The sequence below is a fragment of the Paenirhodobacter sp. genome, assembly GCF_050177655.1.
Taxonomy (GTDB): domain Bacteria; phylum Pseudomonadota; class Alphaproteobacteria; order Rhodobacterales; family Rhodobacteraceae; genus Rhodobacter.
Window position 1 is genome coordinate 16179 of record NZ_JBFXGV010000034.1, and the last position, 20562, is coordinate 36740.

The 20562-nt window shown below is 66.4% G+C and carries 18 protein-coding genes, 1 tRNA gene and 1 other RNA gene; 10 read left to right on the top strand and 10 right to left on the bottom strand.

Annotation, left to right across the window (positions count from 1 at the left end):
* The first annotated feature begins 223 nt into the window (after nt 1-223).
* From AB7U46_RS12395 to AB7U46_RS12405, 3 genes are read left to right on the top strand one after another with little or no spacing between them, the layout of a single operon-like run.
* Nucleotides 224-1234, top strand: a complete 1011-nt coding sequence (locus AB7U46_RS12395) for a TRAP transporter substrate-binding protein (protein ID WP_428337284.1) — start codon at nt 224-226, stop codon at nt 1232-1234.
* Nucleotides 1235-1291: 57 nt separating this feature from the next.
* Nucleotides 1292-1963 carry a TRAP transporter small permease gene (locus AB7U46_RS12400; protein WP_428337285.1) on the top strand — a complete coding sequence of 224 codons (672 nt, stop codon included), beginning with the start codon at nt 1292-1294 and terminating at the stop codon, nt 1961-1963.
* A gap of 3 nt (nt 1964-1966) precedes the next feature.
* A complete protein-coding gene (locus AB7U46_RS12405; protein WP_428337286.1) occupies nt 1967-3352 on the top strand; it encodes a TRAP transporter large permease in 1386 nt (461 codons plus the stop codon).
* A gap of 105 nt (nt 3353-3457) precedes the next feature.
* Here AB7U46_RS12405 and fumC read toward each other — a convergent pair whose 3' ends face one another.
* From fumC to AB7U46_RS12440, 7 genes are all read right to left on the bottom strand, one after another.
* Nucleotides 3458-4849, bottom strand: coding sequence for a class II fumarate hydratase (fumC, locus tag AB7U46_RS12410; RefSeq protein WP_428337287.1), 1392 nt, complete (start codon nt 4847-4849; stop codon nt 3458-3460).
* A gap of 90 nt (nt 4850-4939) precedes the next feature.
* Entirely contained in the window at nt 4940-5392 is a 453-nt protein-coding gene (locus AB7U46_RS12415; protein WP_428337288.1) for an SspB family protein, read from the bottom strand.
* 67 nt (nt 5393-5459) lie between these two features.
* Nucleotides 5460-5885 (bottom strand): nuclear transport factor 2 family protein, encoded by a 426-nt coding sequence (locus AB7U46_RS12420; RefSeq protein WP_428337289.1) that lies wholly within the window; start codon nt 5883-5885, stop codon nt 5460-5462.
* 119 nt (nt 5886-6004) lie between these two features.
* Nucleotides 6005-6357, bottom strand: a transfer-messenger RNA (tmRNA) gene (ssrA, locus tag AB7U46_RS12425).
* Nucleotides 6350-7531, bottom strand: coding sequence for a hypothetical protein (locus tag AB7U46_RS12430; RefSeq protein ID WP_428337290.1), 1182 nt, complete (start codon nt 7529-7531; stop codon nt 6350-6352). The genes ssrA and AB7U46_RS12430 overlap by 8 nt, the downstream gene beginning before the upstream one ends.
* 30 nt (nt 7532-7561) lie before the next feature.
* Complete coding sequence (locus tag AB7U46_RS12435; protein ID WP_428337291.1) at nt 7562-8539, bottom strand: hypothetical protein; 978 nt, start codon at nt 8537-8539, stop codon at nt 7562-7564.
* 63 nt (nt 8540-8602) lie between these two features.
* Nucleotides 8603-9652: an ABC transporter substrate-binding protein gene (locus AB7U46_RS12440; RefSeq protein WP_428337292.1), complete on the bottom strand. Its 1050-nt coding sequence runs from the start codon at nt 9650-9652 to the stop codon at nt 8603-8605.
* Nucleotides 9653-9804: 152 nt separating this feature from the next.
* Between AB7U46_RS12440 and AB7U46_RS12445 the strand changes: the two genes are divergently transcribed.
* From AB7U46_RS12445 to AB7U46_RS12470, 6 genes are all read left to right on the top strand, one after another.
* Nucleotides 9805-11235, top strand: a complete 1431-nt coding sequence (locus tag AB7U46_RS12445) for a cryptochrome/photolyase family protein (protein WP_428337293.1) — start codon at nt 9805-9807, stop codon at nt 11233-11235.
* Nucleotides 11236-11326: 91 nt separating this feature from the next.
* Nucleotides 11327-11806, top strand: a complete 480-nt coding sequence (locus AB7U46_RS12450) for a TrgA family protein (protein ID WP_428337294.1) — start codon at nt 11327-11329, stop codon at nt 11804-11806.
* A 47-nt stretch (nt 11807-11853) separates the two neighbouring features.
* On the top strand, nt 11854-12993 hold the full coding sequence (locus tag AB7U46_RS12455; RefSeq protein WP_428337295.1) for an NUDIX domain-containing protein: 1140 nt from the start codon (nt 11854-11856) through the stop codon (nt 12991-12993).
* Nucleotides 12994-13058: 65 nt separating this feature from the next.
* Entirely contained in the window at nt 13059-14090 is a 1032-nt protein-coding gene (locus AB7U46_RS12460) for a cysteine synthase A (RefSeq protein WP_428337296.1), read from the top strand.
* Nucleotides 14087-16621 carry a DUF3772 domain-containing protein gene (locus AB7U46_RS12465; protein ID WP_428337297.1) on the top strand — a complete coding sequence of 845 codons (2535 nt, stop codon included), beginning with the start codon at nt 14087-14089 and terminating at the stop codon, nt 16619-16621. The genes AB7U46_RS12460 and AB7U46_RS12465 overlap by 4 nt, the downstream gene beginning before the upstream one ends.
* Nucleotides 16622-16640: 19 nt before the next feature.
* Nucleotides 16641-17360 (top strand): alanyl-tRNA editing protein, encoded by a 720-nt coding sequence (locus tag AB7U46_RS12470; protein ID WP_428337298.1) that lies wholly within the window; start codon nt 16641-16643, stop codon nt 17358-17360.
* Between the two features lie 166 nt (nt 17361-17526).
* Here AB7U46_RS12470 and AB7U46_RS12475 read toward each other — a convergent pair whose 3' ends face one another.
* Nucleotides 17527-18627 (bottom strand): AI-2E family transporter, encoded by a 1101-nt coding sequence (locus AB7U46_RS12475; protein ID WP_428337299.1) that lies wholly within the window; start codon nt 18625-18627, stop codon nt 17527-17529.
* A 129-nt stretch (nt 18628-18756) separates the two neighbouring features.
* On the opposite strand from AB7U46_RS12475, the gene AB7U46_RS12480 reads away from it, so the two are divergent.
* Nucleotides 18757-18846 (top strand) — tRNA-Ser (locus AB7U46_RS12480).
* A gap of 266 nt (nt 18847-19112) precedes the next feature.
* Here AB7U46_RS12480 and AB7U46_RS12485 read toward each other — a convergent pair.
* Complete coding sequence (locus AB7U46_RS12485; protein WP_428337300.1) at nt 19113-19829, bottom strand: M48 family metallopeptidase; 717 nt, start codon at nt 19827-19829, stop codon at nt 19113-19115.
* Entirely contained in the window at nt 19826-20485 is a 660-nt protein-coding gene (locus AB7U46_RS12490; protein ID WP_428337301.1) for a type I restriction enzyme endonuclease domain-containing protein, read from the bottom strand. Before AB7U46_RS12490 ends, AB7U46_RS12485 begins: the two co-directional genes overlap by 4 nt.
* Nucleotides 20486-20562 lie beyond the last annotated feature (77 nt).

A 20562-nucleotide genomic window follows, 5' to 3' on the forward strand; every position in this document is an offset into this window, starting at 1 on the left:
CCGGCTACTGTGTGGAATTCCGCCCGCGGCCGTAGGGGGCTGTGCGGATTTCCGCACAGGCTTCTTCATGCGATACTTCAAGATTGCATCGCAACGCATTGAAAATAAATCGTGAAATGTGATCGTTAACGCCTCTTCACGAAACCGTTGATCCGCGGTGATCCGATCGGTTTTCTGCCCGCATCCGCCGGGAGGAGCCGGCGCAGGACTTCGGGAGGATACCATGAAGAATGTCACCGCCGCGCTGACGGCCCTTGCCCTCGTGACCTCGGCCGGGGCTGCCGCCGCCGATCCGAAAGGCTGCGACGCGGGCGAGATGGTCATCAAGTTCAGCCATGTCACCAATGCCGACAAGCACCCCAAGGGCATCGCCGCGCAGCTCTTTGCCGATCGGGTGAATGAACAGATGGACGGCAAGGTCTGCGTCGAGGTCTATCCGAACTCGACGCTTTACGATGACGATCAGGTGCTCGAGGCGATGCTGCAGGGCGACGTGCAGATGGCGGCGCCGTCGCTCTCCAAATTCGAGGCCTTCACCAAGGTCTTCCGGATCTTCGATCTGCCCTTCATGTTCAAGAACATGGCCGCGGTCGATGCGTTCCAGACCTCGGAAACCGGGCAGAAGATGAAGGGCGCGATGGAGCGCCGCGGGCTGATGGGCCTCGAATTCTGGCACTCGGGGCTGAAGCAGTTCTCGGCGAACAAGCCGCTTCTGGTGCCCGCCGATGCCAAGGGGCTGAAGTTCCGCGTGCAGCCCTCCGACGTGCTCGTCGCGCAGATGAAGGCGCTCGACGCCTCGCCGCAGCCGATGGCCTTTTCCGAGGTCTATGGCGCGCTGCAGACCGGCGTCGTCGACGGGCAGGAGAACACCTGGTCGAACATCTACGGCCAGAAGTTTTACGAGGTGCAGGACGGCATCACCGAGACGAACCACGGGTTGCTCGACTACATGGTCGTGACCTCGGTCGACTGGTGGGACAGCCTCGATCCGGCGATCCGCGACCAGCTCGCGCAGATCCTCCACGACACCACCGTCGAGCGCAACGCCGCGATCAACGATGTCGAGGCGCAGTCGCGCCAGTCGATCCTCGATGCGGGCGGCACGATCCGCGAGCTGACGCCGGAACAGCGCCAGCAATGGGTCGACGCGATGAAGCCGGTCTGGGCGCAATTCGTCGGCGATGTCGGCCAGGACAACATCGACGCCGCCCAGGCGATCAACGCGCAGAACTGATCCCGACCTTTCCGGCGCGCGGGGCTTGCTCGCGCGCCTCCTCTCACGGAGAGTGCCATGCCGCGCCCCCGCTCCAAATTCTCCATCCTCGTCAAGCACTTCGAGGAGGGCACCATCGCCCTTATCCTTGGCGTGATGACGGTGATGACCTTCGTCAATGTCGTGCTGCGCTATGTCTTCAACGACGCGATCATCTGGGGGCCGGAGGTCACGCTGGTGCTCTTCGCCTGGCTCGTGCTTTTCGGCATGTCCTACGCGGTGAAAATCACCGCGCATCTCGGCGTCGACGCGGTGGTGAACATGCTGCCGCACGGGCCGCGCCGGGCGATGGCGCTGCTCTCCGGGGCGCTTTGCATCCTCTACGCGGTGCTCTTGCTGAAAGGCGCCTGGGATTACTGGGCGCCCTTCGCCGGGCTCGAGCAGACCGGGGGCCGCTGGTTCCCGACCGGCTTCATCACCACCCGCGACCGCGCCTTCTACGAGACGGACCAGATCCCGTTCCCGGCGATCCTCTCCTTCCTCGAGCCGCTGATCAACCAGGGCGAGGCCTATGACAAGCTGCCCCGCGTCCTGCCCTATGTCATCCTGCCGCTGGGTGTGGCGCTGCTCCTTTTCCGTTTCGTGCAGGCGACGCTCGACGTCGCGCGCGGGCGCCGCCATGCCCTCATCGTCAGCCACGAGGCCGAGGATGCCGTGGCCGAAGTCAGCCATCTGAACAAGGGCGAATAACCCATGGATATCGTTTTCCTTTTCGTGATGGTCGTCGGCTTCATGCTGATCGGCGTGCCGATTGCGGTCTCGCTTGGCCTCGCCTCGACGCTGTTCCTCTTGATCTTCTCCGATGCCTCGCTCGCCTCGATCGCGCAGTCGCTTTACGACGCGATGAACAACCACGCGACGCTGCTCGCGATCCCGTTCTTCATCCTGGCATCCAGCTTCATGTCGACGGGCGGCGTCGCGCAGCGGATCATCCGCTTCGCCATCGCGCTCGTCGGCCATCTGCCGGGCGGGCTGGCCATCGCCGGCGTCTTCGCCTGCATGCTCTTCGCCGCGCTTTCCGGCTCGAGCCCGGCGACGGTGGTCGCGATCGGCTCGATCGTGATCGCGGCGATGCGGCAGGCGGGCTATTCGAAGGATTTCGCCGCCGGCGTGATCTGCAACGCCGGCACGCTCGGCATCCTCATTCCGCCGTCCATCGTGATGGTGGTCTATGCCTCGGCCACCGATGTCTCGGTCGGGCGGATGTTTCTGGCCGGCGTGATCCCGGGGCTGCTCGCGGGCTTCATGCTGATGGCGACGATCCTTTTCATCGCGATCCGGCGCGACCTGCCGCGCGGCGAGTGGCGCGGCTGGGGCGAGATCGCGGCGAGCTTCGTCGATGCCTTCTGGGGGCTGATGCTGATCGTCATCATCATGGTCGGGCTCTACGGCATTCCGGGCATCACCCCGGGGATCTTCACGCCGACCGAGGCCGCCGCCGTCGCCGCCGTCTACGCCTGGTTCGTCGCGAATTTCGTCTATCGCGACATGGGGCCGCTCAAGGGGCAGGGTGCCGCGGCACTCCTGCGCCGGCCCTGGGCGGTGCTTGCGGCCTTCGTGCATCGCGACAACCGCAAGACCCTCTTCGAGGCGGGCAAGCTCACCGTGACGCTGATGTTCATCATCGCGAACGCGCTGATCCTGAAACACGTGCTCACCGACGAGCGGATCCCGCAGCAGATCACCGAGGCGCTCCTCGGCGCCGGGCTCGGCAAGATCATGTTCCTCGTCGTCGTGAACGTGATCCTGCTCATCGGCGGGCAGTTCATGGAGCCCTCGGGGCTGATCCTGATCGTCGCGCCGCTGGTCTTCCCGATCGCGATGCAGCTCGGCGTCGATCCGATCCACCTCGGCATCATCATGGTGGTGAATATGGAGATCGGCATGATCACGCCGCCGGTCGGGCTCAACCTCTTCGTCACCTCTGGCGTGGCCGGCATGCCGATCATGCGCGTGGTGAAGGCGGCGCTGCCCTTCCTCGGCGTGCTCTTCCTGTTCCTGATCCTCGTGACCTATGTTCCGGCGCTGAGCACCTGGTTGCCCACGCTGAAGATGGGGCCGGAAACCGTCCTGAAATGAGAAGGCGGGGGATCGGGTGACCTGAGGCGGCCTTCGGGCCGCCTTTCCTTTGGCAAATGAAAAGGGCGGCCCGAAGGCCGCCCTTTCGCTGTCTCTCCCGACCGATTACTTCGGCGAGATCATGTCCTCGGGGCGCACGACGCGGTCGAAGGTCTCGGCATCGACGTAGCCCAGCGCGATCGCTTCCTCGCGCAGCGTGGTGCCGTTCTTGTGCGCGGTCTTCGCGACCTTGGTCGCCGCGTCATAGCCGATCGTCGGGGCGAGCGCGGTGACCAGCATCAGGCTCTCCTTCATCAGCTTGTCGATGCGCGCGACGTTCGCCTGGGTGCCGACCACCATGTTGTCGGTGAAGGCCGAGGCCGAGTCGCCCAAGAGCTGCATCGACTGCAGCACGTTGTAGCTCATCATCGGGTTGTAGACGTTGAGCTCGAAATGCCCCTGCGAGCCGGCAAAGCCCACCGCTGCGTCATTGCCCATGACATGGGCGCAGACCATGGTGAGCGCCTCGGCCTGGGTCGGGTTGACCTTGCCCGGCATGATCGAGGAACCCGGCTCGTTCTCCGGCAGGATCAGCTCGCCCAGACCCGAGCGCGGGCCGGAACCCAGCAGACGCATGTCGTTCGCGATCTTGAAGAGGCTCGCGGCGATCGTCTTCAGCGCGCCGGAGAAGAACACCATCGCGTCATGCGCGGCGAGCGCCTCGAACTTGTTCGGCGCGGTGACGAAGGGCAGGCCGGTGATCTCGGCGATCTGCGCGGCGATGCGGGTGTCCCAGCCAACCTTGGTGTTGAGCCCGGTGCCGACGGCGGTGCCGCCCTGCGCGAGTTCGTAGATGTGGGGCAGGGCGAGCTTCACCCGCTCGATGCCGCGGTCGACCTGCGTCGCATAGCCCGAGAATTCCTGGCCCAGCGTCAGCGGCGTCGCATCCTGCGTATGGGTGCGGCCGATCTTGATGATGTCCTTGAATTCGTTCGACTTCGCCCAGAGCGCCTTCGAGAGCTTCTCGAGGCCGGGGATCAGCACGTCGCGCGCCTGCATCGCGATCGCGACATGCATTGCGGTCGGGAAAGTGTCGTTCGACGACTGGCCCATGTTGCAATGGTCGTTCGGGTGGACGGGCTTCTTCGAGCCCATCACGCCGCCGAGCATTTCGATCGCGCGGTTCGAGATCACCTCGTTCGCGTTCATGTTCGACTGGGTGCCGGAACCGGTCTGCCAGACGACGAGCGGGAAGTTGTCGTCGAACTTGCCCTCGATCACCTCGGTCGCGGCGGCGGCGATCGCATCGGCGATCGTGGCATCCATGTCGCCCTGCGCCTTGTTCACCAGCGCGGCGGCCTTCTTGATCACGCCGAGCGCGCGGATGATCGGTTTCGGCTGACGCTCCCAGCCGATCGGGAAGTTCATGACCGAGCGCTGCGTCTGCGCGCCCCAGTATTTATCGGCGGGAACTTCGAGCGGACCGAAGCTGTCGGTCTCGGTGCGGGTCGCGGTCATCCTGGGCCTCCGTGAATTGCGCAAAACCTTCCCGGGCGTCATAGAGCGCCGGGGGCCATATTGCAATCTGTATGCGGAGGTATACCGGGCTTACTTGCGCCACTGGTCGAGGCTGACGACCTCGGCCTCGGTGCGGGGCTTCTCCTCGGCCTCGATCTCTTCCTCGTCTTCCTCCTCGTCCTCGTCGTAATCCTGCGTCTCGAAGCGCAGGCCGAACTCGACGGAGGGATCGACAAAGGTATGCACCGCGTCGAAGGGGATATAGAGCGGCTCGGGGTTGTTGCCGAAATTCAGCGTGATCGCGAAGCCGTCGTCGGTGACCTTCAGGTTCTCGAACCAGTGCTGGATCACCACCGTCATTTCCTCGGGGTAGCGGTCCTTCAGCCAGTCGGCCATCTCGACCTCCGGGTGACGGGTGTCGAAGGTGATGAAGAAATGATGCGACCCGGGCAGTCCGTTCTCGGCCACATCGGTGAGCACTGTCTGAATCAGACCCCGCATCGCGTGGTGCATGAGGGTGCCATAGTCGATCGAGCGCGTCATGTCGGGGCCTTTCCTTTGGCCTCAGCATAGGGGATTTGGCGCGCAAGGGAAGGGGGCGCGCGCGGGCTCAGCGCAGCGCCTCCCCCGAAAGGCAGAGCGCCATCGTATTCTCCGGCAGCGCCCCGAGCTGTTCGAAGAAGGCGATGAAATCGTAATGATTGTAAGCCTCTGCGATCAGATCCCCCTCGAATCGCACGCTCAGCTGGCCGGTCACCTCGATCTTGTGGCCATCGGCGCGCCCTTTCGCGCGCAGCACCATCAGCACCCAGATCCAGTCGCCTGCCTCGATGAAGCGGAGCACCTCGAACGACGGCTCCGTCACCCGCGCCATGATCGCGGGAATCAATTCGGCGAAATCCTCCGGCATCAGGGCGAGGCCCTGCATGATCCCCTCCGGGCGCGATTCCGCGGTGAAAAATTCCGCAATCGCCCCGTAATCGCCGTTCAACCAAACCCTGTTATACCATTCCTGCAATACCTCGAGCTTGTGCATCGTCCTTCTCCCTTCGGCCCGGGCGCCGATGAATATCCAAGCGTTGCAACGGGAAAGTTGAGATAGGCTTAACGGTGTCGGGCCGAAGGGCCGCTCCCGTAGCGTCAGCGAAGGGGGAAGGTGCAGGTTTCTGTTGCCAGGCACCTGCGAGCCCCGCCTTAAGCGGCTAAGCGTAAGGACTTAAGTTTCGGTACTCGAACTGCTTACGCAGCCAGAGCCACCGGAGCACGGTTGTCGTTGGCAACTGTACATTTGCACCGATAACGGTGGTAGCTCACCGAGACAAAGCAATCACCTTTAGACGTTCGTCGATCCTATTTCGGCCCCATTCGCCCCCAACGAGGGAAGTCTGGTGGAGCCGCCGGGTACCGCCCCCGGGTCCGATCCGCGTATTACGTGCGCGTTTATGCCCATAGTCCGGGCGAACCCGAACGAGGGGAATATAGGCGAGGGGCGCGGCGGCTTCAAGAACCCTCGGCGGGGGTGCCAAGGAGCGTGATCGCGACGCCAAGCGCGGCGAGCGCCCAATAGCCCGCGCGCCGCGGTCCGGCCGTGCGCAGCGCGGCGAGCGCGGATTGCAGCGCGTAATAGGCGGCGAAGGCGCGCGAGGCATAGGCGATGATCGCGAAGAGATCGGCGGCCCAGGTCAGCGCGATCCCCGCGGTGACGAGCACGAGATAGGCGCGCGGCGCGGGGATGCGCCCGCGGGTCAGCTCATGCGTGAGCCCGCCCGCGCCACCGGTATCGGCCACCGCCGCCGAGAATTGCGCCGCCAGCGCCGCGGCGACCAGCATCCCGGGCAGCACCGGCGAGACGATGCGCATCATGTCGATGATCGCGGTCTCGCTCAGCACCGTGGTGCCGGGATCGAAGAGGAAGACCAGAAGCCCGATATAGGCCATGTAGATCAGCGTCGAGAGGATCTGCGCCTCCTTCATCGCGCCGATCCGCACCGGGGCGGAATAGCTGCGCCCCATGTAGCGCGCGGTCTCGAACCCCTGCACGGTGACGATCAGGCCAAAGCCGAGACGCAGCGCGTCCCAGGGGCCAAGCGTCGCGGGCTTGACGATCAGCGCCCCGGCCGAGGCCTTCTGCACGAAGAACACCGCCAGCCCGAGGATCAGCCCGCCGATGATCGCGAGCTTGAGCGAGACCGAGAGATATTCCATCCGCTCGAGCGCCTTGAACCCGCCCGAAAAGCCCACCGCACCGATCACCAGAAGCATCGCCGTGGTCACGATCCGCGCGGCGAAGGCGCCATGCCAGGGCGTCAGCGCCACCGCGAAGGCGCCGAAGAGGTTCAGGTAATAGGCGACCGAGATCACATAGGCGAAGGCGAGCGCGGATTGCGCCAGCCGCTCGATCCGCGCCTCGGCCGGGGTCGCGGGGCTGCCCTCGGCGCCGATGTTCACCCGCACCGCCGCGCCGAAGGCCCAGGCCCCCAGACAAAGCGCCGCCATCGCCACGGGGGCGAGCGCGCCGAAGCGGGCCTCGAGGATCGGGCCGAGCACGAGGAAACCGGAACCGATGATCGAGGCGAGCGGCGTCACCATCGCGCGCCAGCGCGGCCGGCCGTGCAGCGCGGGCAGGAACATCGCGCCGAAGATCGCGACGGCGAGGGCGAAGATGGCAAGATCGAGCAGCATGGGCCTTTCCGCGGTCGGGGCCGTTGCGCCTTAGCGCAGCGCGTCGAGGAAAACCACCAGAAGCAGCGCCCCGTGCATCACGGCGATCAGCCCGCCCAGCGCATAATTCACCCGCATCGCCACGTCATGGCGCCCGGCGCGAAAGCGGAAATTGACCCAGATCGAGAGCGCGAGCTGCATCAGGATCACCGAGAAGACCAGCATCGAGACCCGGTCGACCACGCCGAAGACCGCATCGAAGCCGATCGCATCCTCCAGCCGGTAGAGGTTGAACACCGCGGCGAAGATCGCGCCGGTGGTCATCCCGATCCGCGTGCCAAGCTCGCTCACCGGCACGAAGATGACGAGCGCCGCGATCACGAAGGCGACGAAATAGCCGGTGAACTTCTCGAAGAGCAGCGGCGAGATCGTGCGCTCGAGATGCAGCGTCACCTCGAGGCGCGAAAAGGCCGAGCGCGTGCCGCCATGGCCGAAATTCGTATCATAGACCTGTTCGCGGGTCGCGAGCGTGATCCCCTCGACGCGAAAGCCCGGCGCCCGCACCTCGCGCGCGATCCGCGTATCGGCGACATCGGGCATGAAGAGAATGTCCTCGGCCGGGCGCGCCGCCTCGAAATGCAGCTGCAGATCCTGGCGGTCGAACGGGTAGCGGCTGACGTCATAGGCATGGTCGATCACCCCCGAGAAGGTCATCACCGTGTAAAGGTGCCCGTCCTTCAGCGGCTTGCTGACGAAAGGGGGCATCGTGACGTGGCGGCCGAAAAGCTCGATGTCATGGGCGGCGTCGAAGCGCGCCCCGGGGGGCGAGAGGAACCAGGCGTAGCCCTCGATCGCGAAACTGCCATCCGCCGGGTCGATCCCCGAGAGCGAGGTGACGTAAAGCCCGAACTTGACCCGCGTGGCGTTGCTCTGGCCGGGATCGGCAAGCGCGAGCCGGGGCAGGGCGAGGAGGAGGAACAGGGCGATCACGCCAAGCGCGCGGCTCGCGATCCGACGGGGCTGCGTCACGATTCCTTCCTCCCTCGATATGCAAAGGGGCGCCCGCGGGCGCCCCTCCGATCGTGGTCCGGATCAGAACCCGGCCTTGATCTTCTCGAACTCGGCGAGCTGCTTCTCGCGCAGCTTCGGATCGTTCGGCACCTGCGCGAGGATCGGCGCGTTGATCGGGCCGAGCCCGGCGTCGAGCTTCTGCTCTTCCGAAAGCATCGCCATGCCCTTCATGTTCGAATGGCCATAGCCGATCTCGTCGATCAGCGCCTGCGCGGCCTCGGGGCGGAGCCAGGAATTCATGAAGTCATAGGCCTTCTCTTCCGAGCCGGGGCCGTCCTTCATGTTGACGAAACCGCAGAACCAGGTCGAGGAGCCTTCCTTCGCCTCGCGCTGGAAGGCGACGGGGTAGTTGTCGGCCTTCAGATAGGCGACGCCGTCGTTCCAGGACCAGGCGACGAGAACCTCGCCCGAGGCCATGATCTGCGACATTTCCGACGGATCGGCCCAGTAGCTCTGCACGTTCTTGTTCGCCTCGCGCAGCCAGGCGGCGGCGGCGGCGAACTGTTCGTCGGTGACCTTGGTCCAGTCGGTCACGCCGGTCGCGAGATAGGCCAGCGCCCAGACGTCGTCGGAGGAATTCGGCAGCGAGGTGCGGCCCTGGTATTTCGGGTTCACGAAGACCTGCAGCGAGGCGACGTCCTCGGCCGGAACCTGTTCGGGGTTGTAGGCGATCGCGGTCACGCCCCAGTCGGTCGGCAGATACCAGACGCCGCCGTCATCCTTGAAGATCGGGCTGTCGAGGAATTTCGGGTCGAGATCGGCGAAGGCCGGGATCTTCGAGATGTCCCAGGGTTCGATCAGACCGGCGTCGCGGTATTTCGACACCATCTGCGAGCAGGGGTGGACGACGTCCGCCTTGAAGCCCGAAGCGACCTTCTGATAGGCCTCGTCGTCATCGCCGTAGAAGGCGTAGGTCGGGCCGTCGCCGTATTTTTCCTTGAAGGTCTCGAACAGGCCCGGCACTTCGAAACCGGCCCAGTCGAACACCAGGAGGTCGGGGTCGCCCGCCATCGCGGCCGATCCGAGGAGGCTGGCGGCAACGCCGGCGAGGAGGAGTTTCTTCTTCATCATTCTACCTGGACCCTGTGGAGTTGTTGGCTCTGAGGGGACGCTAGACTCCGCCTCCGGCACCGACAAGTAAATTTTCACGCTTTTGCGAGCTGCGCGCGCCGAACCGCCACAGCGCCCTTGCCCCCGCCGAAAACTGTCGCAAATTGAAGCGCATGAGTGACGCACCCCCGATCCTTCTCTGGCTGCGCCGGGACTTCCGGCTGCACGATCATCCCGCCCTCGCCGCCGCCCGGGCGACGGGGCGGCCGGTCATTCCCGTGTTCATTTCCGATGCGGTCGTGGCGGGTTCTGGCGCCGCGCCGCGTTTGCGGCTGGGGCTGGCGCTCGCGGTCTTCGGCGCGACGCTCGCGGCGATCGGATCGCGGCTGATCCTGCGCCGGGGCGCGGCGCTCGAGGTTCTGCGCGCGCTCGTCGCCGAGACCGGCGCGACGTCGGTCTGGTGGAGCCGAGACCTCGATCCGGCGGCGATCGCGCGCGATACCGCGGTCAAGGCCGCGTTGAAGGCCGCGGGCATCGAGGCGCGCTCCTTCCCCGGGCAGCTGCTTTTTGCGCCATGGGAGGTGGCGACGAAAACCGGCGGCCCCTACCGCGTCTACACCCCGTTCTGGAAGGCGCTGCGCGGCGCGGATCCGGGCGCCGAAGTTGAAGTGGTTTCTGAACTTCGTCCCGCAACGACTTGGCCAGACAGTGAAAATCTTGAAGATCTCGCGCTTGGCGCGGCGATGAACCGCGGTGCGGCGGTGCTGGCGCGGCACGCCGCCCCGGGCGAGTCTGCGGCGCAGGCGCGGCTCGCCGATTTCCTCGATCGCAAGCTTTTGGCCTATGGCACCGCACGCGATCTGCTGGCCGAAGATGCAACCTCGGGCCTGTCCGAACCCCTCGCCTGGGGCGAGATCTCGCCGCGCCGGATCTGGCATGCGGCGCAGGCACGCCGCGCCGAGGGCCTGCCCGGGGCGGAGGATTTCCTGCGCGAGCTCCTCTGGCGCGAGTTCGCCTGGCATCTGATGTATCACTTCCCGACGCTCGGGCAGGCGAACTGGCGCCCGGAGTGGGACGCCTTCCCCTGGCGCGGCGAGAGTGCCGATGCCGAGCGCTGGCGCCGCGGCCAGACCGGCGAGCCGGTGGTCGACGCCGCGATGCGCGAGCTTTACGTCACCGGGCGGATGCACAATCGCGCGCGGATGATCGTGGCCTCCTATCTGACGAAACATCTGCTCACTGACTGGCGCCTTGGCCTCGCCTGGTTCGCCGATTGCCTGATCGACCACGACCCGGCCGCGAATGCGATGGGCTGGCAATGGGTGGCGGGCTCGGGCCCCGATGCCGCGCCCTATTTCCGCATCTTCAACCCGGCTTCGCAGGCCGCGAAATTCGACCCCGAGGGGCGCTATCGCCGCCGCTGGCTTGGTGCGGGGCGAGGCGATCTGAGCCCTGGGGCGCGCGATTTCTTCGCCGCCGTGCCGCGCCGCTGGCAGCTCGATCCCGCCGCCCCGCCACCTGCGCCGCTCGTCGATCTCGCCGCGGGGCGGGCGCGGGCGCTTGCGGCCTATGCCGGGCTGCGTGCGGCGCCCGAGACGCCCTGACGCAGCGGCAAAACCTCCGTATTTGCGCCACATTTCCCCTGTAAACCAAGGTTTCGAGCAAGAGTCCCAGGGTTAACAAGGGAGATTTTACATGCAGAAACTCGTGGTGCGCAGCACCCAGTTGCAATTGCCGACGACCGCCAAGCTTTTCGGGGCGCTCGGCCTCGCGATGACCGGTTTCTTCACCGCCGAACTGATGGTGCCCTATCTGCCGGTGGGGACGAAGGCCGGGGGGCTCGCGCTGATGATGACCTCCTTCGGGCTGCTGCTCGGCTGGCGGGTGATCGGCATGAACCCGGGGCGCGGCCGCTCCGACGCGATGCATCGCGGGCTGCGCGCATCCTTCTACCTCGTGACCTGGGGGATGGTCTTCCTCGGCTCGCTGCAGATGATGCACGAGGCGCTGCGCGGCCGCTACGACGGGGTGATGGCGGCGCTGACCGACGTGATCTCGAAGGGGATCTCGCTCGCCTCGGCGGTGCTTCAACTCGATGTGCTCGCGGTGCTCTTTCTGGGCGGCGTGCTTTCCGCTATGCTCGCAGAATGGGCCTGGAAGCAGTGGCACGCCTGAGCCGCCACCCGGCCTGTGAAACTGGTTGAACTTCACCGGGCAAGGCCTTGACGGATCTCTATTTCTTTTATGGCACCCTGTGCCATCCGCCGCTTCTGGAACGGGTTCTGGGGCGGCTTCCCGCATTGCATCCGGCCATGCTTGCCGGCCATGAGGCGCGCGAGGCCTGTGGCGCCGACGGCGCCGGTCTCGGCTTTCCGATCCTCGTGCCGGGCGCCGGCCCGCTGCCGGGCCTGCTCGCCGAGATCACCGCGGCGGAGGGGGAGCGGCTCGCCTTCTACGAGACCGGCTATCACACCGCCGAGCTGCGCGTGACCGATGCCACCGGGGCGGAGCGGCGGGCCAAGACCTGGCTGCCCGAGCCGGGGCGCTGGCACGCTGGCGCGCCCTGGCGGCTTGCCGACTGGGCCGCGGAGCGGGGCGCGCTCGCGACCGAAGCGGCGGCGGAATTCATCGCGCTCGAAGGGCAGCTCCCCGCGGAAGCGGCGCTCGCGCGCTACCCGATGATCAAGGTGCGGGCGGCCTCGCGGCTGCGCGCGGCCAACCCCGCCCCGGCGCGGGTCCGCCGCAGCCCGGCGCCCGGCGACGTGGTCGTCGAGGCGCTGCGCACGCCCTATGCGAAATTCTTCGCGGTCGAGGATTACACCCTGCGCCACCGGCTCTTCTCGGGCGGCATGAGCGCGCCGCTCCAGCGCGCGGCCTTCGTCTCGGGCGATGCGACCGTGGTGCTGCCCTATGATCCGGTCCGTGACCGGGTGCTGCTGGTCGAGCAGTTCCGCACCGGCCCCTTTGCGCGCGGCGACGCGAATCCCTGGTCGATCGAGGCGGTGGCCGGGCGCGTCGATCCGGGCGAGACGCCGGAGGAGGCCGCGCGGCGCGAGGCGGCGGAGGAGGCCGGAGTGACGCTGTCGCAGCTGTTGCCGGCGCCGAATTTCTACCCGACACCGGGGGCGAAGAGCGAATATCTCTATTGTTTCATCGGTCTCGCCGATCTGCCCGATGGCTGCGCGGGCTTTGGCGGGCTCGAGGCGGAGGGCGAGGATATCCGCGCCCATCTCGTCGGCTTCGACACGCTGATGGAGCTCGTCGAAAGCGGCGAGGCGGAGAATGCGCCGCTCGTCGTGCTGGCGCTCTGGCTTGCGCAAAAGCGCGCGAGCCTGCGCGCGGCGGCGGGGGCTGCGGGCTGATCGGACTTGAGGCCGACCCCGATGCGGCCTAAGTCTTCACATCTGGAACGACGCGAGGGAGTGGCATGACCATCTGCAAGGATCTGGCCGCGGCGGTGGGCAACACCCCGCTCATCCGGCTGAAAAAGGCCTCGGAAATCACCGGCTGCGAGATCCTCGCGAAGGCCGAGTTCATGAACCCGGGCCAGTCGATCAAGGATCGCGCCGCGCTTTTCATCATCCGCGACGCGGTGGCGAAGGGGCAGCTGAAGCCGGGCGGCACGATCGTCGAGGGCACCGCGGGCAATACCGGCATCGGGCTGGCGCTGGTCGGCTCCTCGATGGGCTTCCGCACGGTGATCGTGATCCCGGAAACGCAGAGCCAGGAAAAGAAGGACATGCTGCGCCTGGCGGGGGCCGAGCTCGTGCAGGTGCCGGCGGCGCCCTATTCGAACCCGAACAATTACGTGCATTATTCGCAGCGTCTCGCCGAGGCGCTGGCGAAGACCGATCCGAACGGCGTGATCTGGGCGAACCAGTTCGACAACGTCGCCAACCGCGAGGCGCATATCCAGACCACCGGGCCGGAGATCTGGGCGCAGACGCAGGGCAAGGTCGACGGTTTCGTCTGTTCGGTCGGCTCGGGCGGCACTTTCGCCGGCACCGGCATGGCGCTGCAGCCGAAGGGCGTGAAGATCGCGCTTGCCGATCCCGACGGGGCGGCGCTGCACAGCTTCTACACCACGGGCGTCTTGAAGGCCGAGGGATCCTCGATCACCGAGGGCATCGGTCAGGGCCGGATCACCGCGAACCTCGCGGGCTTCACCCCGGACATGAGCTTCAACATCCCCGACGCCGAGGCGCTGCCGGTGGTCTTCGACCTGCTGAGCGAAGAGGGGCTCTGCGTTGGCGGCTCCTCGGGCATCAATGTTGCGGGGGCGATCCGCATGGCGCAGGAAATGGGCCCGGGGCATACGATCGTCACGGCGCTCTGCGACTACGGCAACCGCTACCTCTCGAAGCTCTTCAATCCCGAGTTCCTGAAGGCGAAGGCGCTGCCGGTGCCGGCCTGGCTCGACGGTCCCGGCCGTCCGGTGCCGGAGGTCTTCGAGGGATGATCGCCCGGTTCCTGCGCGTCTTCGCACTTGCCTTGCTTCTGGCGGTGCCTGCCGTCGCGCAGGACCAGAAAGCCCCGGATTACAAAAGCTTCGAAAGCGCGGCGACGAAGGTCGAGCAGGCGGTTTCCGATGGCACGCTGAGTGACAGCCGGCTTTCGGAGATGCGCGCCGACATGGTGAAATGGCGCGCCACCTTCACCGATGCGCAGGGCACCAACGGCGATCAGATCACCACGGTGAAAAGCCAGATCGCCGCGCTCGGCGATCCGCCGGCCGAGGGCGAGACCGAGGATCCCGCGATCGCCAAGCGCCGCAGCGACCTCAACGCCCAGCTCGCCAAGCTGCAGGCGCCGGGCCTCACGGCCGGCGAGGCCGCGACCCGCGCCGACAGCATCATCCGCAACATCGACAAGCTGAGCCGCGAGCGTCAGGCCGACAAGCTTTTGCGGCTCTCGCCTTCGCCCGCGAACCCGGTGAACTGGCCCGCGGCGGTGTCGCTTGTCCGCTGGATGGGGGCCTGGATCCTCGACGAGACGCGCTGGCGCTTCACCCAGCCGGTGAATTACGACGCGCTGCGCAACAACGCGCCGCTGATCGTGGTACTGGTGCTTCTCGCCGGGATCCTGATGGCGCGCGGCGGGCGCTGGATGGGGCGGCTGACCGAATGGCTGCTCGACAAGACCGCGATGCGCGGGCGCAACCTGATCTCGGGCGTCGTCTCGCTCGGGCAGGTGGCGCTGCCGGTACTCGGCGCCGTGCTTCTGACCACTGCGCTTGAACAGACCACGCTCTTCGGCCCGATCCTGACCCAGCTTTTCGCCACCGCCCCGGCGGTGCTGCTCACCACGCTCACCGCCTGGTGGCTTGGCGCCCGCGTCTTCCCCTCGCGCGCGGGGGCGGCGAGCCCGCTCAATCTCGGCGATGACGGTCGTGCCGAGGGGCGGGTGCATGCCTTCACCCTCGGCATCGCGCTTGGCCTGCATCAGCTCGTCACCGTCTGGATCGCGCCGCGCGCCGAGGATTACCTCGGCGGTGCCGCCGCCACCGCCGCCGACAAGGCCGAGGCGGTGGCCGAGCGCGCCGATGCCGCGATGGCGGTGCTGCAGGCGCCCTTGCAGATCTTCGCCGCGCTCGTGCTCTTCCGCATCGGGCAGCTTTTGCGCCGCCACGGCGGGGCGGCCAGCGCCTCCGACGACGACACCGCCTTCCGCTTCAAGCTGATGCGGCTGATCGGCTCGGCCGCGATCGCGATCGCCGCCGCGGTGCCGGTGCTTTCGGTGATCGGCTATATCAGCGCGGCCAATGCGCTGATCTGGCCCGCGCTCGTCACCCTCGCGCTGTTTGCCGCGATCGCGGTGTTGCAGGGCTTCGTCGCCGAGTTCTACGTCGTCGTCACCCGCTCCGACGACGACCGGCGCGAGGCGCTGGTGCCGGTGCTCGCCGGGTTCCTGCTGGTGCTTGCCGCGGTGCCGCTTTTTGCGCTGATCTGGGGTGCGCGGGTCGATGACCTGCTCGAGCTCTGGACCTCGTTCCGCAATGGCATCTCGGTCGGGGGCGTGCGGATCTCGCCCACCTCCTTCATCACCTTCGCCTTTGTCTTCGGCATCGGCTACACGCTGACGCGGCTCTTTCAGGGCGCGCTGAAAAGCTCGATCCTGCCGAAGACGACGATCGACAAGGGCGGCCAGAACGCGATCATCTCGGGGCTTGGCTATGTCGGGCTGTTCCTCGCCGCGCTGATCGCGATTTCCGCCGCCGGCATCGACCTCAGCTCGCTCGCCATCGTCGCCGGTGCACTTTCGGTCGGCATCGGTTTCGGCCTGCAGACGATCGTGCAGAATTTCGTCTCCGGCATCATCCTGCTCGTCGAGCGGCCGATCTCGGAAGGCGACTGGATCGAGGTCGGCTCGCAGCAGGGCATCGTCAAGGCGATCACCGTGCGCTCGACCCGGATCGAGACCTTCGACCGCGCCGAGGTGATCGTGCCGAACGCCGATCTGATCTCGGGGCAGGTGACGAACTGGACGCGCTCGAACAAGACCGGGCGGCTGATCGTGCCGGTGGGCGTTGCCTATGGCTCGGACACCCGACGGATCTCGAAGATCCTGCTCGAGATCGCCGAGGCGCAGCCCCTCGTGATGATGTCGCCCGAGCCCTTCGTGCATTTCGTGGGCTTCGGTGCGGACAGCCTGAACTTCGAGATCCGGGCGATCCTTTCGGACGTGAATTTCAAGCTGCGCGTGCTGACCGAGGTGAACCACCAGATCAACGAGCGTTTCGCCGCCGAGGGGATCGAGATCCCCTTCGCGCAGCGCGACATCTGGCTGCGCAACCCGGAGACGCTGCGCGGCGTGATGACCGAACCGCCGCTCGCCCCCGAGGAGACGCCCGCCGCCCCCGCGCCGCAGCCCGAACCCGCCGCAGCGGCGGCCCCCGAACCCCATTCCGTCGGCAAACCGCAGCCCGGCGAAGGGGTTGAAGACGTTCAGCTTTCCGACAATGATGGCGCGGAGGAGGGCGACGCGCGCTGATCCCGAGTGAAGAGGCGAGATGACCGACAATCCCCGTTTCCGCACCCATCCCTATGACCGCGATCTTTCGACCGAGGTCACCGCGCTGACCCCCGAAGGCGGGGTGATCTGCGCCGAGACGATCTTCTACCCGACCGGGGGCGGGCAGCCGGGCGATGCCGGCTGGCTGCGCTGGGAGGGCGGCGAGATCGCGATCGCGACGGCTGTGAAGGGCGAGGGCGGGGCGGTGATCCTGGTGCCGGCCGAGCCCGCGGCGCTGCCGCCGCCCGGCACCGCGGTGGTGCAGGAGCTCGACTGGGAGCGGCGCCATCGCCACATGCGCATGCACACCGCGCTGCATCTTCTCTCGGTGGTGATCCCGCGGCCGGTGACCGGCGGGCAGGTCGGCACCGAAAAGGGCCGGCTCGATTTCGACATGCCCGAACCGCCCGCCGATCTCGCCGCGCTCGAGGCGCGGCTCAACGCGATGGTGGCGGCGGATCTGCCGGTGCGCGAGGAATGGATCTCGGACGACGAACTGGCCGCGAACCCGGGGCTGGTGAAGACGATGTCGGTCGCCCCGCCCAAGGGCCAGGGCTGGGTGCGGCTGATCCGGATCGGGCAGGGGGAAGGGACGGTCGATCTGCAGCCCTGCGGCGGCACCCATGTCGCGAGCACGGGCGAAATCGGCCCGCTGCGCCTTGGCAAGATCGAGAAGAAGGGCCGGCAGAACCGCCGTGTGAGTTTGGTCTTCGCCTGAGCGGGGGGGGGAGACCGGGCAGGGGGCGCTGCCCCCTCTTGCCCTTTCGGGCAATTCACCCCGGGGATATTTGCACTCTATAGAAGAGCTGCGTCTGGTTTCTACAGAGCCGAAATATCCCGGGGGAGGCTGCGCAGCAGACGGGGGCGGCGCCCCCTCCGCCGGCTCAGTCCTCGCCGTCGATCCGCCCTTCGCGCGAGAGCATCACGGCAAGCGGGCGCAGCGCCGGCGATTGCGCGCAGGCGATCATCAGCGCGACCATGATCGGCACCGCGAGGAACATCCCCGGCAGGCCCCAGACCGCGCCCCAGAAGGCGAGCGAGATGATGATGCCAAAGCTCGAGAGCCGCAGCGCATGGCCCATCAGCATCGGGTCGATCACATTGCCGATCACGAATTGCACCCCGCCGCAGATCGCGAAGACGGTCAGCGCCGAGGCCGGATCCTGGGTCAGGATATAGACGGCGAGCCCGGCGATCGCGGTGGCGACGATCGAGCCCACCGAGGGGATGAAGTTCAGCGCGAAGGTCAGGATCGCGACCGGCGCGGCAAGCTCGTAGCCGCCGATCCGGAACACCGCCCAGACCACGATGCCGGTGGCGAGCGAGACCGCCGATTTCACCAGCAGATAGTGATTCACCCGCCGCATGATCCGTCCGACGACGCGCGCGGCATGTTCGGCGCGCGTCTCGTCGCCGGTCAGGCTTGCGAGTTTCGCGGGAAACCAGAGCCGCTCGGCAAAGAGGAAGCCGACGAAGAGGATGATCAGCACGGTGGCGGAAAGCAGGCTCGAGGCCTGGCCGGCGAGCGCGCTCAGATAGCGCGCGACGTCGATCTTCTGGATCGAGGCGAGCACCGCCTGTTCGACATCGGCGCCCATCCAGGCAAAGAGGCTCGCCACCGCCTTCTGCGCCGGCGCGGCATAGGAGACCGCCATCGTGACGACCGCGTTCGCCTGCGCGAGCAGCACCGCCGACAGCGTGAGCAGCCCGGAGGCGATCAGCGCGAGCGCGACGAGCGAGGCGAGCCAGTTCGGCACCCGCAACGGCCCGATCCGCAGCCGCGCGATCGCGGCGATCGCCTCGGAGGTGAGCGAGAACAGGATGATCGCGATCGCAAGCGAGATCAGCACGAAGCGCGCCTGCACGAGCAGCGCGAGGCCGAGCGCGAAGGCGATGATGCCGAGCAGCAGGTTGGTGAGCTGATGCGGCTCGCGCGGAGGGATCTGCGCGGGTTTGGGCGCATCGAGCTCGGGGCTGTGTTTCATTATCGGACTTTCCGCGCGGCGACATGCCGGGCCGATCCAGACTAGGGGCGCGGGAAAGCGGGTGCAAGGGCGGCCGCGCTGCGATTGGCCTCTTGCGCAGGGGGCGGCTTTGCGGCTAGACACCGCCTCGGACGGGTGGCCGAGTGGTCGAAGGCGCACGCCTGGAAAGTGTGTAGGCGGGGAACCGTCTCGTGGGTTCGAATCCCATCCCGTCCGCCACTTGCCCTCGCGAAAGCGTTCTCCCGATTCGGCTGCGGCCGGATTTTTCCGTTGTTTTCGAGAGTTATGCGGGAGGGGCTGAGCACCGACCCCGGCGCCGGGAGGCCCGGTGGCGGTCTCTCAGGGCCGATATTCTCCGGACCTGATGACTGCGCCCGTTTGGTGAATTTCATATAAGCCCTTGTAATAGATAAAGAAACTCCAGCGTCCGAAATTGCTTGGATTGGAGTCGCGTTTGCGTCTGCCGCGACCGGGTTCGGAAGTTCTCACGCCATGGCCCTTTCCAACCTCTGCTTCCGACGCTCCCAATCGGGCATCACCTTGTCGAGCAGCTCGAAGAAGGCAGCACCGTGATGAGGCTCCGCCACATGGCAGAGCTCGTGGGTGATCACGTAGTCGATGGCGTCGACCGGCGCCTGCACGAGGCGGCGGTTCAGGAGCAGGCGTCCGGCCGGCGACATGGACCCCCATCGCTGCCGGGTCTGGCGTACGATGAGACCTTTCGGCCTGAATGCCTCCGGATCCGGGAAGTGGCCGAGACAGAGCTCGATCCGCTCCGGAAACTTGATGTGTGCCCGGTCCCGGTACCATGCCTCGACCAGTTCGCGCGTCACCTCCGGCCTGGTCGGCCGGTGTGTCTGCACAACGATGAAGCCGCGGATCAGCTTCACGCATTCCTGGACATGCGGGACGACCTTCAGCCGATACTGGCGCCCGAGGTAGAGATGGGTCTCACCGGCGACAAACCTGCGCTCCGGTGTTCTTGGAAGGAACTGGGCGAAGTACCGCTGCTGCCGCGTCACCCATGCCGCGCGCTTCCGCAGCTTGGCTTCTATTGCGTCGAGCGTCGCGTCCTCCGGGGCCGCGATCACCACCGAAGCATCCGGCTCGACGGCGATCTCTAGCGTCTTCCTCGGACGGCGGACGATCTCGTACCGGATCTCCTGCTCGCCGTACTGCAGGCAGTGCAGTTCCCGCGTCATGCCGCGAACCGGGCCCGAGCAAGATCCATGATCTTGAGTTCGAGATCGTCGAGCACCTCCACGGGCAGGTCGACGCCCCTCTCGTCACGCAGAACGTCGAAGAAGTAGTCATCAATAGCATTGCGCAGATTGTTCTGGGCCACTTCGTTCGACCAGATGTCGACGATCAGGTGGGACTTGATGATGTCGATGATCTCCAGGGCGATGGATGCTGCTTCGTCGCCGGCCACCGGCTCATCGTCCTCGATCTTGAGCTGACCTTCCAGGACGCCGAAGAACGCCTGTGCATCCTCATCGCCCCGGATGCTTTCGGGAGCATCCCGGCCCCGATCCTTGCGTGCCACCTTGCTCGCGAGGTCCACGACGCTCTTCAGGTACTCGCGCTCGGACAGCCGCTTCTCGCGATAGGCGCGAATGGTCTCTTCGAGCAGCTCGGAGAACTGTTTGTAGAACGTCGGGTCCTCATCCATCTTCTCGGTGATTGCCCGCCGGGTGGCGCTGGCGATGCGGTCCGCCCTCGAGGCTTCGGAGACGTCCGTCTCCTCGACGACCGCCTTCAGCGCATCAGGATCGTTGATGTTCACCACCTCGATGATGGTCTCGGCAGGGCCTTGTTGCACAAATCGGGTGAGGGATTCACTGCGTGAATCCAGCATGATAGCTGGATGGCATGAGCAGTTGGGCCCCTACGAAGTACAAGACCACGAACTGGTCGGCTTACAATGAAGCGTTG

Excerpts from the sequence above, each read along its gene's own strand:
- AB7U46_RS12465 (WP_428337297.1), top strand. The coding sequence starts at position 14,087 with ATGATCGCCCGGTTCCTGCGCGTCTTCGCACTTGCCTTGCTTCTGGCG.
- AB7U46_RS12440 (WP_428337292.1), bottom strand. The coding sequence starts at position 9,652 with ATGATGAAGAAGAAACTCCTCCTCGCCGGCGTTGCCGCCAGCCTCCTC.
- AB7U46_RS12470 (WP_428337298.1), top strand. The coding sequence starts at position 16,641 with ATGACCGACAATCCCCGTTTCCGCACCCATCCCTATGACCGCGATCTT.
- AB7U46_RS12460 (WP_428337296.1), top strand. The coding sequence starts at position 13,059 with ATGACCATCTGCAAGGATCTGGCCGCGGCGGTGGGCAACACCCCGCTC.
- AB7U46_RS12405 (WP_428337286.1), top strand. The coding sequence starts at position 1,967 with ATGGATATCGTTTTCCTTTTCGTGATGGTCGTCGGCTTCATGCTGATC.
- AB7U46_RS12485 (WP_428337300.1), bottom strand. The coding sequence starts at position 19,829 with ATGACGCGGGAACTGCACTGCCTGCAGTACGGCGAGCAGGAGATCCGG.
- AB7U46_RS12490 (WP_428337301.1), bottom strand. The coding sequence starts at position 20,485 with ATGCTGGATTCACGCAGTGAATCCCTCACCCGATTTGTGCAACAAGGC.
- AB7U46_RS12445 (WP_428337293.1), top strand. The coding sequence starts at position 9,805 with ATGAGTGACGCACCCCCGATCCTTCTCTGGCTGCGCCGGGACTTCCGG.
- AB7U46_RS12395 (WP_428337284.1), top strand. The coding sequence starts at position 224 with ATGAAGAATGTCACCGCCGCGCTGACGGCCCTTGCCCTCGTGACCTCG.
- AB7U46_RS12430 (WP_428337290.1), bottom strand. The coding sequence starts at position 7,531 with ATGCTGCTCGATCTTGCCATCTTCGCCCTCGCCGTCGCGATCTTCGGC.
- AB7U46_RS12420 (WP_428337289.1), bottom strand. The coding sequence starts at position 5,885 with ATGCACAAGCTCGAGGTATTGCAGGAATGGTATAACAGGGTTTGGTTG.
- AB7U46_RS12450 (WP_428337294.1), top strand. The coding sequence starts at position 11,327 with ATGCAGAAACTCGTGGTGCGCAGCACCCAGTTGCAATTGCCGACGACC.
- fumC (WP_428337287.1), bottom strand. The coding sequence starts at position 4,849 with ATGACCGCGACCCGCACCGAGACCGACAGCTTCGGTCCGCTCGAAGTT.
- AB7U46_RS12415 (WP_428337288.1), bottom strand. The coding sequence starts at position 5,392 with ATGACGCGCTCGATCGACTATGGCACCCTCATGCACCACGCGATGCGG.
- AB7U46_RS12400 (WP_428337285.1), top strand. The coding sequence starts at position 1,292 with ATGCCGCGCCCCCGCTCCAAATTCTCCATCCTCGTCAAGCACTTCGAG.
- AB7U46_RS12475 (WP_428337299.1), bottom strand. The coding sequence starts at position 18,627 with ATGAAACACAGCCCCGAGCTCGATGCGCCCAAACCCGCGCAGATCCCT.